The 13,817-nt window shown below is 71.4% G+C and carries 12 protein-coding genes; 2 read left to right on the forward strand and 10 right to left on the reverse strand.

All coding sequences use genetic code 11. From position 1 onward, the window contains the following. Window positions 1-3: 3 nt before the first annotated feature. The 5 genes from FB382_RS12885 to FB382_RS12905 all read right to left on the reverse strand — a co-directional run bounded on the left by FB382_RS12885 (window position 4) and on the right by FB382_RS12905 (window position 6,136). Complete coding sequence (locus tag FB382_RS12885; protein WP_220481340.1) at window positions 4-2,475, reverse strand: hypothetical protein; 2,472 nt, start codon at window positions 2,473-2,475, stop codon at window positions 4-6. Between the two features lie 6 nt (window positions 2,476-2,481). Then, window positions 2,482-3,294, reverse strand: a complete 813-nt coding sequence (locus FB382_RS12890) for a peptidoglycan-binding protein (protein ID WP_182539716.1) — start codon at window positions 3,292-3,294, stop codon at window positions 2,482-2,484. A gap of 127 nt (window positions 3,295-3,421) precedes the next feature. Beyond that, a complete protein-coding gene (locus FB382_RS12895; RefSeq protein ID WP_260431009.1) occupies window positions 3,422-3,796 on the reverse strand; it encodes a DUF4233 domain-containing protein in 375 nt (124 codons plus the stop codon). Continuing rightward, complete coding sequence (locus tag FB382_RS12900; protein ID WP_182539718.1) at window positions 3,793-5,163, reverse strand: bifunctional folylpolyglutamate synthase/dihydrofolate synthase; 1,371 nt, start codon at window positions 5,161-5,163, stop codon at window positions 3,793-3,795. Before FB382_RS12900 ends, FB382_RS12895 begins: the two co-directional genes overlap by 4 nt. A 31-nt stretch (window positions 5,164-5,194) precedes the next feature. Beyond that, entirely contained in the window at window positions 5,195-6,136 is a 942-nt protein-coding gene (locus tag FB382_RS12905; RefSeq protein WP_182539720.1) for a GNAT family N-acetyltransferase, read from the reverse strand. Window positions 6,137-6,214: 78 nt separating this feature from the next. Between FB382_RS12905 and valS the strand changes: the two genes are divergently transcribed. Further along, entirely contained in the window at window positions 6,215-8,845 is a 2,631-nt protein-coding gene (valS, locus tag FB382_RS12910) for a valine--tRNA ligase (protein WP_182539722.1), read from the forward strand. Window positions 8,846-9,033: 188 nt separating this feature from the next. Next, on the forward strand, window positions 9,034-9,198 hold the full coding sequence (locus tag FB382_RS12915) for a hypothetical protein (protein ID WP_182539724.1): 165 nt from the start codon (window positions 9,034-9,036) through the stop codon (window positions 9,196-9,198). Between the two features lie 70 nt (window positions 9,199-9,268). Here the strand turns inward: FB382_RS12915 and clpX are convergent, their stop codons facing one another. The 5 genes from clpX to FB382_RS12940 all read right to left on the reverse strand — a co-directional run bounded on the left by clpX (window position 9,269) and on the right by FB382_RS12940 (window position 13,656). Beyond that, window positions 9,269-10,552: an ATP-dependent Clp protease ATP-binding subunit ClpX gene (gene clpX / locus FB382_RS12920; protein WP_125037819.1), complete on the reverse strand. Its 1,284-nt coding sequence runs from the start codon at window positions 10,550-10,552 to the stop codon at window positions 9,269-9,271. 102 nt (window positions 10,553-10,654) lie between these two features. Beyond that, on the reverse strand, window positions 10,655-11,266 hold the full coding sequence (locus FB382_RS12925; RefSeq protein WP_182539726.1) for an ATP-dependent Clp protease proteolytic subunit: 612 nt from the start codon (window positions 11,264-11,266) through the stop codon (window positions 10,655-10,657). A 2-nt stretch (window positions 11,267-11,268) separates the two neighbouring features. Continuing rightward, on the reverse strand, window positions 11,269-11,874 hold the full coding sequence (locus tag FB382_RS12930; RefSeq protein WP_125038411.1) for an ATP-dependent Clp protease proteolytic subunit: 606 nt from the start codon (window positions 11,872-11,874) through the stop codon (window positions 11,269-11,271). A gap of 125 nt (window positions 11,875-11,999) precedes the next feature. Then, window positions 12,000-12,470, reverse strand: coding sequence for an SRPBCC family protein (locus FB382_RS12935; protein WP_125037821.1), 471 nt, complete (start codon window positions 12,468-12,470; stop codon window positions 12,000-12,002). Between the two features lie 7 nt (window positions 12,471-12,477). Continuing rightward, the gene (locus tag FB382_RS12940; RefSeq protein ID WP_182539728.1) at window positions 12,478-13,656 is read right to left on the reverse strand and encodes a lipase family alpha/beta hydrolase; all 1,179 of its coding nucleotides are present in this window, start codon (window positions 13,654-13,656) and stop codon (window positions 12,478-12,480) included. Between the last annotated feature and the right edge of the window lie 161 nt (window positions 13,657-13,817).

Genomic DNA, 13,817 nt, shown 5'->3' on the forward strand with positions numbered 1-13,817 from the left:
GGCTCAGGGCGAGGACGACACTCCCGGCGCCGGCGTGGTCGAGCCGCTGGACGAAGGACTCGCCGTGGACGCCGAGGGCTGCGCCGGTTCGGTCGGCGACGCGCTCGGGCTGGCGGTCGTGGTGGGAGAACCCGACGCGGACTCCGAGGGTGAGGCCGAGGGAGCGGTGGACCCGGAGTCGGGCACGACCGGGGTCGGCGTGCTCGTCGGCGAGCCCGAGGCCTCGGGGTCGGACGTGGGTGAGGCCGACGCGGAGCCGGTGGCCCCCGGGTCGGACGGATCGGTGCCCCCGGGCGCCGGCACCGCGGCGGGATCGGCGGCGACGATGTCGAGGATCTGCTGCTCGTAGCCGGCGAGGGCGTCCTGCAGGTCGGCGAGCGGGATGTCGGCGAGGTGGCTGCCGAACTCGGCGATCTCCGCCCACAGGTCGGCGAGCTGCGCCATCCCGGCGTCGCTCAGCGGCCCGTCGAGCGTGACCACCAGCTGGGTGGCGAGCGCGTAGGTCAGGCACTGGACGCAGTTGTAGTTGACCGCGGCCGAGACGTTCTCGGGCACGACCACGTCGGCGTCCCCCACGATCATCACGACCTGGAAGGCCACCGCGACCGCCGCGCAGTTGGTGCAGCTGGCGATGGCGTACGCCTCGTTGGTGTTGTTGACGGTGTCGCCGTCGGCCCACACGATGGCGAAGGCCACGTCGTAGGTCACCATGTCGTCGGTCGTGTTGACCGCCAGGGCCTGCGTGTCGCCCTCACCCGGCGGCAACGGCTGGTCGAAGGGGAACACCCACGACGGAGCCCCGCCACCGGAAGCACCGGCGCCCGGATCCGTTCCCTGCTCGAACCCCGCTGCGGGTGCGCCGGCCGCGGTCCCGCTCGCACTGCCGGAGGCACCGGACTGGTGCGGCACCATGACCATCGCCAGCCCGGGGTGGTCCCGGGTGGGGACCGGGGACCCGGAGGGCCACACGGTCTGCATGCGCCCCTGCTGGCCCACGGCCAGGGCGGCGCCGGCTGCGGGCGCGGGCCGGGCCAGCGGCAACGCGTCGGCGAGCGTGCCCCGCTCCCACGCCGCGATCGGGCGATAGGTGTCCGGGTGCGGCCACCACGCCCACCCGAGCCCGGCGACCACCGCCGCGGCGGTCACCACGGCCAGCGCGCGGCGGGCGGGGCGACCGGCGGTAGCCCGCCAGGTCGAGGTCGTCACCTGGCGCACGAGGCGGGTCAGGATGTAGCCCATGCCGAGGATCGGTACGACGAGCGCCAGGATCGCCACGCACCGGGCCCCGAACGTGACCGGGTCCCCGCCGGTGAGGCTGGCCGAGGCCACCGCCCACTGCGCCTGGAGACCGACCCAGGCGGTGGCCACCACGCGCGGGAACGTCACGACCATCATGAACAGCGAGAAGGCGAGCATCGGCACCACGAGCAGCACCCAGGCCGTCACCACGACCCGCGCCCACGGCTTGAGCACGGTCGCCTCGGGATCCCGCCACCGCCACGGCAGCGCCCCCACCAGCGTGGGCTTGATCCGGTGGTAGAGGTCGGGCACGCCGGTCAGGTCGGCGAGCACGTGGTAGCCGTCGAAGCGGACCATCGGCGTCAGCTGGTGGAGCATCTGAAGCACCTGCGTCGCGACGACGAGCAGGAGGGCGTCGTACCCGCTCGCGAGCCACACCCCGACGATCCCGACGGCGACGATGGCGTTGAAGTAGAGGCCGCCGAGGTCGGTGCGGATCCGTCCGGCGCGGCCGAGCCGGTAGGAGTCGGTCACGTCGGTGTAGAACGCCGGCCAGAAGAGGTAGAGGCCCATGCCCATGACACCCGGCGTCGCACCGCCGCGGCGGGCAGCGGCGGCGTGCCCGAACTCGTGGAACCCCGCCGACAGGACCGTCACCGCGAAGACCAGCAGCAGCAGCCCGGGCCGGGTGAACGCCTCGTGGGTCGCCGAGGCCAGCCCCTTGTCGAGGAGCAGCCACCAGGTGATCCAGCAGAACGCCGCGACCACGCCGGTCACCAGGATCGGGTTGAAGAGGCGCGCGAAGGGTGCGGTGATCCGGTTGGTCTTCGTCGGGTCGGTGACGGAGTAGCGCATCCGCAGTCCCAGCAACGGCTGGGACTTCCTCAGCTCCGGCTCGCTGCCGTCGCCCTTGAGCAGCACCCCGAGCGGGCGCAGCTTGCAGTCGACGAGGGTCTCGACGTTGTCCTCGCTCACCTGCCGCCCGAAGGCACGGCTGACCACGTCCGCGATCTCGGCGTGGGTGCGGCGACCGTCGACCGCATCCAGCACGAGGTAGAGCAGCGGCGTCAGCTGGATCATCTGGCCGTCGGCGCGACGCACGAGCGCCGGTGGCGTCCGGTAGCCCGAACCGGGCATCTCGCCGATCAGCTGGATGCCGGTCGCCCGGACGGGGACGTCGGACCGCACGGACGACGAGGCGTCCGCGCGGTCCGACGGAGGTGAGGTCAGGGACACGGCTGGTTACGGGTTCTGGATCGTCGAGGACTGGTCGGCGGTGGCCGTCGCGTCGCCGTCGATCGTCTGGTTGATGATCGCGTCCTGCTGGGCCACGGCCACCGACTGGCTGTCGATGGAGCCGATGTTGGCCGAGACGGCCGCGTCGATCGGGGCCGCGACGTTCGCGTTGGCCGCGACCGCACCGTTGATCGGAGCGTCGAGGTTGGCGTCCGCGGCCAGGTTGACGTCCACGTTGAGCAGCGGTCCGTCCATCGCTCCACCGAGGTCCGTCGGCAGGCTCGGGTCGGGCAGCGTGCCGCCGGGCAGGGTGCCGTCGGTCGGCAGGCCGGGGTCCGGGACGGTGCCGTCGGTCGGCAGGCCGGGGTCCGGGACGGTGCCGTCGGCCGGCAGCCCGGGAACGGGGCCGTCCGGGATGGGGGCGGCGAGTCCCGCGGTGCCGTCGGCGGGCGCGGCAGTCGCCGCGGCGGGAGCGTCCGCCGGTGCTGCGTCGGCTCCCCCGACGATGCCGCTGTCCTGTGTCGAGTCGGCCGAGACGTCGCCGGTGATGCCCTGGTCGATCATCGTGCCCTGGTCGGCGAGCGCCTGCGACGTCGAGCCGACCGACAGGATGTTGGCGGAGACGGCGGCGTCGATGGGGGCGGCCACGTTGGCGTTGGCGGCCACCGCCAGGTCGACGGGGGCCGCGAGGTCCAGGGCGAGGTTGAGGTCGGCGTTGAGGTCCAGGATGGACACGACCTCCTTGTCGGGCAGGGCCGTTCCGGCCTGGGCCTCGAGCTCGGCGTCGGACAGCGGAGCGCCCTCGATGTGGTCGGTCATGGTGCGTCCTCTCCCGCCCGTCACCGATCGGGCGGCGGGCATGGGTCAGTTGGCGGGTACGCCGGGGAGGTACCCGTCGCCGCCAACCGCAAACGCACCCGCACACCACGCGGGGGCTCGGGTCGGCTCAGGCCGACTCGGCGTCGAAGGCGGCGTACGCCGCGGCCTTCTCGCGCTCGATCTTGCGGCCCAGGAAGTAGGCCGTGCCCCACAGCAGCCCGAACAGCGCGCCCAGGAAGAACATCAGCGGCACCAGGAAGCCCAGCGCGACGGCGGCGACCTGGACAGCCCAGCCGAGGAGGTAGCCCCACTCCTTGCGGAGCATCCCGGCCAGCAGCAGGCACGCCACCGTCAGGCCGAGGCCGACGGACAGCGCCGTGCCGGTGGAGACCTTGTCGATCGAGATCATCACGGGGGTGGAGAGACCGAGCGTGATCGCCTCGAGGCAGAGCACCGCGGCGCACATGCCGCGACGCGGGGAGCGGGTGCGGTCGTCGCTCACGAGCGCCGCCCCAGCAACGTGCGAGCCTCGCCCACGGTGACCACCGAGCCGGTCACGAGCACGGCGCCGGAGCCGAGCGGGTCGCCGAACGCCTCGCCGGCCTCGGCCAGTGCGGCCGCCGCGTCGATCGCGTCGGAGAGGCGGGGCACGACGGTGACGCGGTCCTCGCCGTAGATCTCGCGGGCCGCGACGCCGAGGTCCTGCGCCGACATGGCGCGCGACGTGGAGTTCTGGGTGCAGATGACGTGGGCCAGGTGCGGCTCGAAGGCCGCGAGCAGGCCGTCGGCGTCCTTGTCCGCCATCACGCCGAGCACCCCGATGAGCGGGCTGAAGCTGAAGGAGTCCTCCAGCGCGTCCGCCGTCGCCGCCGCACCGTGGGGGTTGTGGGCGGCGTCGAGCACGATCGTGGGGCTGCGACGGATGACCTCGAGCCGACCCGGCGAGGTGACCTCGGCGAACGCGGCCCGGACGATCTCGTCGTCGAGGGTCATGTCGCCGGCGAACGCCTCGACCGCGGCGAGGGCGACGGCGGCGTTCTGCGCCTGGTGGGCGCCGTACAGCGGCAGGAAGAGCTCGTCGTAGCGGCCGCGCAGGCCCTGCAGCGAGATCACCTGGCCGCCGACCGCCGGCACACGCGAGACGACGCCGAAGTCGACGCCCTCCGCGACCACGGTGGCGCCGACCTCCTGGGCCTGCCGGACCACGAGCTCAGCGACGTCGGGCTGCTGCTGGGCGAGGACCACGGTCGCGCCGGGCTTGATGATCCCGGCCTTCTCGACCGCGATGGCGAGTGGCGTCTCGCCGAGGTACTTGGCGTGGTCGACGGCGATCGGCAGGATCACGGCGACCCTGCCATCGGCGACGTTGGTGGCGTCCCACGAGCCGCCCATCCCGACCTCGACGATCGCCGCATCGACGGGTGCGTCCGCGAACGCGGCGTACGCCATGCCGACGACCGTCTCGAAGAACGACAGCGGGTGGGCCTGGCCGGCGTCGACGAGATGGGTGTAGGGCGCGACGTCGTTGAAGGCCCGCACGAATGCCTCGTCGTCCAGCGGCTCGCCGTCGATCGAGATCCGCTCGTTCATCCGCTCCACGTGCGGGCTGGTGAAGCGGCCGGTGCGCAGGTCCAGGGCCCGCAGGAGGGTGTCGATCATCCGCGACGTCGACGTCTTGCCGTTGGTGCCGGTCAGGTGGACGACGGGGTACGACGTCTGCGGGTCGCCCAGCAGCTCGGTGAACGCCTGGATCCGGTCCAGCGAGGGCTCGAGCCGGGTCTCCGGCCAGCGGGACAGCAGGGCGCCCTCGACCTCGGCGAACGTCTGGGCGAGACGGGGGGCTTCGGGGGACTCTGGGGATTCACTCATCGCACCCCCGAGTCTAGGGACCGGGCCTCCCTCAGCGGATCGCGAGGTTGGCCATGTCGACCACGGCGCGGTAGCCCAGCGCCTGGTAGATCTTGTTCGAGGTCGGGTTTGCCTGGTCGGTGAAGAGGCAGACCCGGGAGCCGCCGTCGAGCAGCAACCGGGAGACCGCGGCCACCGCCGCGCTCGCGTAGCCGCGCCCGCGGTGCTCGCCGGGCGTGTAGACGGGCCCGACCCGGGCGACACCGAAGCTGGGCGGGTTGGCGCCGGTGAGGTGGACGACCGTGCCGTCGACCTCCCAGAGCCACACGCGGTGGTGCTCGATCCGGTCGAGGACGTCCTCCTGGGTCACGTGCTCCCCGACGCCGTCCTCCACCGTGCGGCCGGCCTGCTCGGCCGCGTCGGCGGCGAACGCGGTGAACCACGCGAGGCACAGGTCGAGGTCGGCGGTCGTCGCCGGTCTCAGCGCACCCGGCACCGGTGCCGGCTCGACGAGCTCGCCGAGCTCGAAGAGGCGGGTGTGCTCCCAGATGGCGGCCTCACCGCCGGTCAGCCGGGAGACCTCGTCGGCGAAGACCCGGGTCGCGGGCAGGCAGCCGTTGGCACCGGCCACCTCCTCGCCGCGGTCGACCAGGGCCAGCGCCAGCGCCCGGGCGGCGCCGTCGGGCATCGGCAGCAGGAAGAGCGGGTGGGGCGCGAAGGGCGCCGTACGCATCGCGACGCCGACGATGTCACCCGGCTCCCCCGCCTCGTCGCGGACCACCGCCCACCACTGCGGGTGCGACGGACGGGGCGCGCCCTCGGCGAGGCGGCGCGCCGCGCGGTGGGTGACCGTGGAGACCACCGTCGTGAGGACCGGGTCGAGGGCGAGGTGCGGCTCCGCGGCGGCCAGGAACTCGGTCGGGTCGTCGGTGATCTCGACCACGTACGGCGAGGCCTCGCCGGCGCGATCTGCCGTGGCGTCGGGGTAGGACATGGCTGCAGGCTAGGGAGGAGTGGCGGTCGGCACACAACCGGTTTCCGACGAGGGACGCCCGCAATCTAGGATTTCGCCATGACCGAGACCCCGCACGACCAGGCACCGACTACGACGAGCACCGACACGCGTGCCGTCGTCGTACCGGACAAGCCTGCCCTCGAGGGGCTCGAGGCCACCTGGAGCGCCCACTGGAAGGCCCAGGACACCTACGCCTTCGACCGCACGCAGCCGCGCGAGAACGTCTACTCGATCGACACCCCGCCGCCGACCGTGAGCGGCAGCCTGCACGTCGGGCACGTCTTCTCCTACACCCATACCGACCTCGTCGCGCGCTTCCAGCGGATGCGCGGCAAGTCCGTGTTCTACCCCATGGGCTGGGACGACAACGGCCTGCCGACCGAGCGCCGCGTGCAGAACTACTTCGGAGTCCGGTGCGACCCGTCGCTGCCCTACGACGCCGACTTCACCCCGCCGGAGAAGCCCGACCCGAAGAAGCAGGTGCCGATCAGCCGGCCCAACTTCATCGAGCTCTGCGAGCGGCTCGTCGAGCAGGACGAGGAGATCTTCGAGGAGCTCTGGCGCACGCTGGGCCTCTCCGTCGACTGGAAGCAGCACTACACGACGATCGGCCCGAAGGCCCAGACCGTCAGCCAGCGCGCGTTCCTGCGCAACTTCGCCCGCGGGGAGGCCTACCTCCAGGAGGCGCCGACCCTCTGGGACGTCACGTTCCAGACCGCGGTCGCCCAGGCCGAGCTGGAGTCGCGCGAGTATGCCGGCGCCTACCACCGGGTCGCCTTCCACAAGCCGGACGGCAGCCCGGTCCACATCGAGACGACCCGGCCCGAGCTGATCCCCTCGGTCGTCGCGCTCATCGCGCACCCCGACGACGAGCGGTACGCCGCGCTCTTCGGCACGACCGTGACGTCGCCCGTCTTCGGCGTCGAGATCCCGGTCCTCGCCCACCCGCTCGCGGAGATGGACAAGGGCGCGGGCATCGCCATGTGCTGCACGTTCGGTGACCTCACCGACGTCACGTGGTGGCGCGAGCTCAACCTGCCGGTCCGCACGCTGATCGGCCGCGACGGCCGGATGTCGCGCGAGACGCCGGAGTGGCTCTCCCCTGAATCCACGGGGGCAGAGGCCGCCGCCGCGGCGTACGAGGAGCTCAAGGGCAAGACGGCCTTCTCCGCCCGCGAGGCCGTCGTGGCCAAGCTGCGCGAGACCGGCGACCTCGACGGCGACCCGAAGCCCACGCAGCGGATGACGAACTTCTACGAGAAGGGCGACAAGCCCCTCGAGATCGTCGCCACCCGCCAGTGGTACATCCGCAACGGCGGCCGTGACGGCGGGATCCGCGACGAGATGATCGCGCGCGGCGCCGAGATCGAGTGGGTCCCGGCCCACATGAAGCACCGCTACGACAACTGGGTCGGCGGCCTCAACGGCGACTGGCTGATCTCGCGCCAGCGCTTCTTCGGCATCCCCTTCCCCGTCTGGTACCCCCTCGACGCCGACGGCGAGCCCGACTACGAGCACCCGCTGCTCCCCCGCGAGGCCGAGCTGCCGATCGACCCGTCGACGCAGGCACCCCAGGGCTACACCGAGGACCAGCGCGGCAAGCCCGGCGGCTTCGTCGGCGACCCCGACGTGATGGACACCTGGGCGACGTCCTCGCTGACCCCGCAGATCGCCGGCGGCTGGGAGTCCGATGACGACCTGTGGCAGCGGGTCTTCCCGATGGACCTGTGCACTCACGCGCACGACATCATCCGCACCTGGCTGTTCTCCCGCGTGGTTCGCGCGCACTTCGAGAACCACGTCGCGCCGTGGTCGCACGCCCTGATCTCCGGCTTCATCGTCGACCCGGACCGCAAGAAGATGTCGAAGTCCAAGGGCAACGCCGTCGTCCCGTCCGATGTCCTCGACAAGTACGGCGCCGACGCCGTCCGCTGGCGTGCCGCCATGGCCCGCCCCGGCCTGGACTCGCCGTTCGACGAGAGCCAGATGAAGGTCGGCCGTCGGCTGGCCATGAAGGTCCTCAACGCCTCGAAGTTCGTCCTCGGCGGCGTCGGTGCGACCACGCTCAACCACTACGAGGTCTCCGAGCCGATCGACTGCGCCCTGCTCGGCCGGCTGCTCGCGGTCGTCACAAAGGCCACCGACGCGTTCGAGGCCTACGACTACACCACCGCCCTCGAGACGGTCGAGAAGTTCTTCTGGGAGTTCTGCGACGACTACCTCGAGCTGGTCAAGGAGCGCGCGTACGACGAGGAGGGTGGCGATGCCACCGCCTCGGCCCGCGCCACCCTGGCGATCGCGCTCCAGGTCCAGCTCCGGCTGCTCGCGCCGTTCCTGCCCTACGTCACCGAAGAGGTGTGGTCGTGGTGGCAGGAGGGCTCGATCCACCGCGCCCCGTGGCCGACCCACGCCGAGCTCGGATCCGCGGCGGCGGCCGACCCGTCGACGGTCGACGCCGTCGCCGCCGCCCTCGTGGGCATCCGGGGCGCCAAGTCGCAGGCCAAGGTCTCGATGCGCGCCGAGCTGTCCCGCGTGGAGATCAAGGGCCCCGAGACCCTCGTGCGGGGTGCCGAGCAGGCCGCCGACGACCTGCGGCGCTCCGGCAAGATCACCGGCGACCTGGTCTTCACGGTCGTCGAGGGTGCCGACGCGATCACCGTCGACGCGGTCCTGGCCCCCACCGAGTAGGTCCAGACGGCGCAACTGCCGGATTCAACCGGTTCGCCTGGCCCCTGGGGGCCAGGCGAACCGGTCTTGGTGGGCCATTGAGGGCCCATGCCGGGTCACATCGGGCCCGGGGATTCGTCGTTGTCCGGGCGAGCGGGCCACAGTGGATGCTTTGCCCTCCGCACCACACGCCCGACCCGAGGACCGCCGTGAGCGACCAGCACAAGCTGCCCCTGTACGCGTTCGTCATCCTGGCGATCGCGTGCAGCCTGATCGTCGCCAACGGCCTACGCAGCCCGGCGCTGCGCGGGTTCGTCCACGTCACGACCCAGCACGGCGCGCACCATCACGCACAGGGTCACCACCCGGGCTGAACCCGGTCGGTTCCCGGCAGTTGCGCCGACTCGACCGTCTTGAAGCCGGCAGTTGCGCCGACTCGACCCGTCAGGCCGACTTCTTCTTCTTGGCCTCGGTCTCGCGGGGGACGAGCGTCGGGGCCAGGTCGTCGGTGACGACCTCACCGGTCACGATGACCTTGCCGACGTCGCCGCGGGAGGGCACGTCGTACATCACGTGGAGGAGGACCTCCTCGATGATGGCGCGCAGGCCGCGGGCGCCGGTGCCGCGCTCCATCGCCTTGTCGGCGATCGCGGCGATGGCCTCGGAGGTGAACTCGAGCTCGACGCCGTCGAGCTCGAAGAGCTTCTGGTACTGCTTGACTAGCGCGTTGCGGGGCTCGGTGAGGATCTGGACCAGGGCCTCCTGGTCGAGCTTGCTGACGCTGGCGATCAGCGGGAGCCGGCCGATGAACTCGGGGATCAGGCCGAACTTCGTCAGGTCCTCGGGGCGCACCTGCAGGAGCAGGTCCTCAGCCTCGCGCTCGGCCTGGCCGCGCACCTCGGCGGTGAAGCCGAGGGTCTTCTTGCCAACGCGCTGCTCGACGATGTGCTCGAGCCCGGCGAAGGCGCCGCCCACCACGAACAGGATGTTGGTGGTGTCGATCTGGATGAACTCCTGGTGGGGGTGCTTGCGACCACCCTGCGGCGGCACCGAGGCGGTGGTGCCCTCGATGATCTTCAGCAGCGCCTGCTGCACGCCCTCACCGGAGACGTCGCGCGTGATCGAGGGGTTCTCCGCCTTGCGGGCCACCTTGTCGATCTCGTCGATGTAGATGATGCCGGTCTCGGCCTTCTTGACGTCGTAGTCGGCGGCCTGGATCAGCTTGAGGAGGATGTTCTCGACGTCCTCGCCGACGTAGCCCGCCTCGGTGAGGGCGGTGGCGTCGGCGATCGCGAACGGCACGTTGAGCATCCGCGCCAGGGTCTGGGCGAGGTAGGTCTTGCCGCAGCCGGTCGGTCCGATCACGAGGATGTTGGACTTGGCGACCTCGACGACCTCCTCCTTGCTGTGCTTGCCCGCCACGGGCTGGAGGCCGGCCTGCACCCGCTTGTAGTGGTTGTAGACCGCCACGGCGAGGGACTTCTTCGCGTGCTCCTGACCGATGACGTAGGAGTTGAGGAACTCGAAGATCTCCTTGGGCTTGGGCAGCTCGTCGAGGCTGACCTCGGCGCCCTCGCTCAGCTCTTCCTCGATGATCTCGTTGCAGAGGTCGATGCACTCGTCACAGATGTAGACGCCGGGACCGGCGATCAGCTTCTTGACCTGCTTCTGGCTCTTCCCGCAGAAGGAACACTTGAGCAGGTCCCCTCCGTCACCGATGCGTGCCACGTGCGGTCATCCTCCAGGTCGAATCCAACAAGCTGTGAAACTCCTTGACGGTACCCCGTGCCGCCCCCGATCGGGGGCGGGACACGAGGAACAGTCGATGCGTCAGCCGACGCTCGCGGGCGTGCCCTTGCGCGACTCGATGACCGAGTCGATCAGGCCGTACTCGACGGCCTGGTGCGCGGTCAGGATCTTGTCGCGCTCGATGTCGGTGCTGACCTGCTCGATGGAGCGGCCGGAGTGGTCGCTGATCATCTTCTCGAGCAGCTCGCGCATGCGCAGGATCTCGTTGGCCTGGATCTCGATGTCCGAGGTCTGGCCGAAGGTGCCCTCGGTGTAGGGCTGGTGGATCAGGATCCGGCTGTTGGGCAGCGCCATGCGCTTGCCGCTGGTGCCGGCGGCGAGCAGGATCGCCGCCGCGGACGCCGCCTGGCCGATGCAGACGGTCTGCACGTCGGGCTTGATGAAGTTCATCGTGTCGTAGATCGCCGTCAGCGCGGTGAAGGAGCCACCGGGGCTGTTGATGTAGATCTGGACGTCCTGGTCGGGGTTCATCGACTCCAGGCACATGAGCTGCGCGATGACCGCGTTGGCGACGTCGTCGGAGATCGGGGTGCCGAGGTAGATGATGCGGTCCTCGAACAGCTTGGCGTAGGGGTCGATCCGCCGGAAGCCGTAGGACGTGCGCTCTTCCCACTGCGGGATGTAGTAGTTCATGTTCAGTCCTTCACTCGGGCCGGGCGGCCATCGTCGGCGGCTTCGCGGGCGGACTTGATGACCTGGTCCACGAGGCCGTAGTCACGGGCCTGCTCGGCGGTGAACCACCGGTCGCGGTCCGCGTCGGCCACGACCTGCTCGATCGCCTGGCCGGTGTGCTCGGCGATCAGGTCGAGCAGGACCTTCTTGATGTGCAGCGACTGCTGCGCCTGGATCTTGATGTCGGAGGCGGAGCCACCCATGCCCGAGGAAGGCTGGTGCATCATGATGCGCGCGTGCGGCAGGGCGTAGCGCTTGCCCTTGGTGCCGGCGCAGAGGAGGAACTGGCCCATCGAGGCGGCCAGGCCCATGCCCACGGTCGCGACGTCGTTGGGGATGTAGTTCATCGTGTCGTAGATCGCCATGCCGGCGTCGACCGAGCCACCGGGGCTGTTGATGTGGAGGAAGATGTCCGCCTCCGGGTCCTCCGCCGAGAGCAGCAGCAGCTGGGCACAGATCGCGTTGGCGTTCTGGTCGCGGACCTCGGAGCCGAGGAACACGATGCGCTCGCGGAGCAGCCGCTGGTAGATGTGGTCGTCGAGGACGCTGAGGCCGGCCCCGCCATTCATCTGGGGGGCGAAGTCAGGGCTGGGATTCTGGGTCACGCTAGGACCCTAGCCCGAAGGATCGACAGTTCCACGGCATATCCACCCCTGTTCGCCGACAGCGGAAGCCCGCGGCCGGTGGGGCCGGATCAGCCCGCCTCGGCGGCCGCCTTCAGCCGGGCGCAGGTCTGCTGCATGCCGGCCTCGAGCTCGTCGGCGTGGCCGACACTGCCGCCCAGCGCGAGCGGCGCGAAGACCTTCGAGAGCAGCGTGATCCGCTCGGGCACCGGGCGGCGGTGCACGACGCGGGTGCCGCCGGCGCCGTCGGGCTCGAGCTCCCAGATCCAGCGGGCCCCGCTGGAGCGGGTGTCCCAGGCGACCCGGCGGCCCGGCTCGAGGACGGCCAGCACGCTCCGGGTCGGCCAGACCACGGCCTTGCGGCGGTTGAGCCCGAGGTACCACTGCCCCACCCGCAGGCCGCCCGGCTTCAGCGGCAGCATGGTCACCAGCTCGGGACTCCACTCCGGCATCCGGGCGAAGTCACTCAGGAGCGCCCAGACCGCCTCGGGCGGTGCGGCGATCGTCGTCTCGGCCCGCAGCTCGCGGTCGGCACCGGTCATCGGCTCATCACGCGAGCCACTCTGCCAGTGCGCGGTGGATGTCGGGGTGGTTGAGCAGCCCGAAGTGGTCGGTGCGGCCCACGTGCAGGACGTCGGCGCCCGGGAACAGCTCGGTGCCGAACCGGTCCCGCCCGTACGCCGACGGCGGCCGCACCAGCAGGTCCCCGACGTAGCGCCCCACGGGGTGGCGCGGCGACGTCGTCAGGGTCGCCGCGACGAGCCGGTAGCGCGCGTGCGGCAGCGGCGGGACGTCCTCGGCGAGCCCCGCGACGAGGTCGTGCACCCCGGTGGAGCGCCAGTCCAGGATCCTGCCGAACGCCGCGGTCTCGGGCAGCCGGGCCATGCCGCGACTGCCCTGGCCGACGCCCCGGGCAATGGGCGCGCCGAGGTGGGGCGTGCCGAGGGTGACGACGTCGGAGACCCGACCGCTCCACGGCTCCTCGACGTCGGCGGCGACCGCCCCGGCAGCCCGGACCACCAGCCCGCCCATCGAGTGGCCCACCAGGGCGATCCGCGTGACCGGGGTCGGCCACTCCTCCACGAGCCGCTGCATCAGGGCGGACAGGGCGACGCCGTTCTCCCGCAGCGGCAGGCCGGTGTTGGTGCGCAGGAAGACCGGCGTCCAGCCCCGCTCGGCCAGCGCCTCGCCGTACGTCGGGCGTCCCTCCGCGCGGCCGCGGTCCCAGTAGGACTCGTTCTCGCAGAGGCCGTGCAGGAACACCACGACGCGACCGGTGGCCGCGGGGAAGGCCGCGGCCAGCTCCTGCCGCTCCAGGCGTACGTCGCTCCCCTCGCGCCGGACGGCCATCGGGATGGCCAGCTGGGGGCGCTCCCGCAGGAGCCGGTCCCCGATCAGCCCGTTGACGGCCGCGGACACGAACCGGCCGCGCGCGTCGTCCTCGAGCCGCGGACCGACCCCGGTCGCGGCCACGGCGTCGAGCCCCTTGGACGCGGCCCGGAAGCCCACCGACAGCCCGCCGTAGACCGCCGCGGCGATCCCCCGGTGCGCCAGCTCCGGGACCGTGGAGGTGCCGCCGCTGGCCCGCCGGGCCAGGCCGTGGACGCGGTCGGCCCAGGCGTAGTGGGTGTCGCGCACGGTCTTGACGACGAGCTCGTCGGCGACCTCGGAGAGCAGGCTCAGCGCGTCGAGGACCGTGGGTCCCGGGGAGCGGTGCGGTGCGGTCATGGCCCCAGCCTACGATTTGAGTGGACGGTTGTGCACTCATCTGGGCGTTGAATCGGGACTTCCAGCCACATGAATCGGGAGTTCGGACCACGCGAGTCAGGCGACTGACAAGAAGTCCCGAATCGACTGACCAGAAATCCGGATTCGAGTGGTGGAAAGTC

Source organism: Nocardioides ginsengisegetis, from assembly GCF_014138045.1.
GTDB classification, from domain to species: domain Bacteria; phylum Actinomycetota; class Actinomycetes; order Propionibacteriales; family Nocardioidaceae; genus Nocardioides; species Nocardioides ginsengisegetis.

Coding starts and splice junctions, on each gene's coding strand:
- FB382_RS12935 (WP_125037821.1), bottom strand. CDS start 12,470: ATGACCGGTGCCGACCGCGAGCTGCGGGCCGAGACGACGATCGCCGCA.
- FB382_RS12890 (WP_182539716.1), bottom strand. CDS start 3,294: ATGACCGACCACATCGAGGGCGCTCCGCTGTCCGACGCCGAGCTCGAG.
- FB382_RS12940 (WP_182539728.1), bottom strand. CDS start 13,656: ATGACCGCACCGCACCGCTCCCCGGGACCCACGGTCCTCGACGCGCTG.
- FB382_RS12900 (WP_182539718.1), bottom strand. CDS start 5,163: ATGAGTGAATCCCCAGAGTCCCCCGAAGCCCCCCGTCTCGCCCAGACG.
- valS (WP_182539722.1), top strand. CDS start 6,215: ATGACCGAGACCCCGCACGACCAGGCACCGACTACGACGAGCACCGAC.
- FB382_RS12905 (WP_182539720.1), bottom strand. CDS start 6,136: ATGTCCTACCCCGACGCCACGGCAGATCGCGCCGGCGAGGCCTCGCCG.
- FB382_RS12930 (WP_125038411.1), bottom strand. CDS start 11,874: ATGAATGGCGGGGCCGGCCTCAGCGTCCTCGACGACCACATCTACCAG.
- FB382_RS12925 (WP_182539726.1), bottom strand. CDS start 11,266: ATGAACTACTACATCCCGCAGTGGGAAGAGCGCACGTCCTACGGCTTC.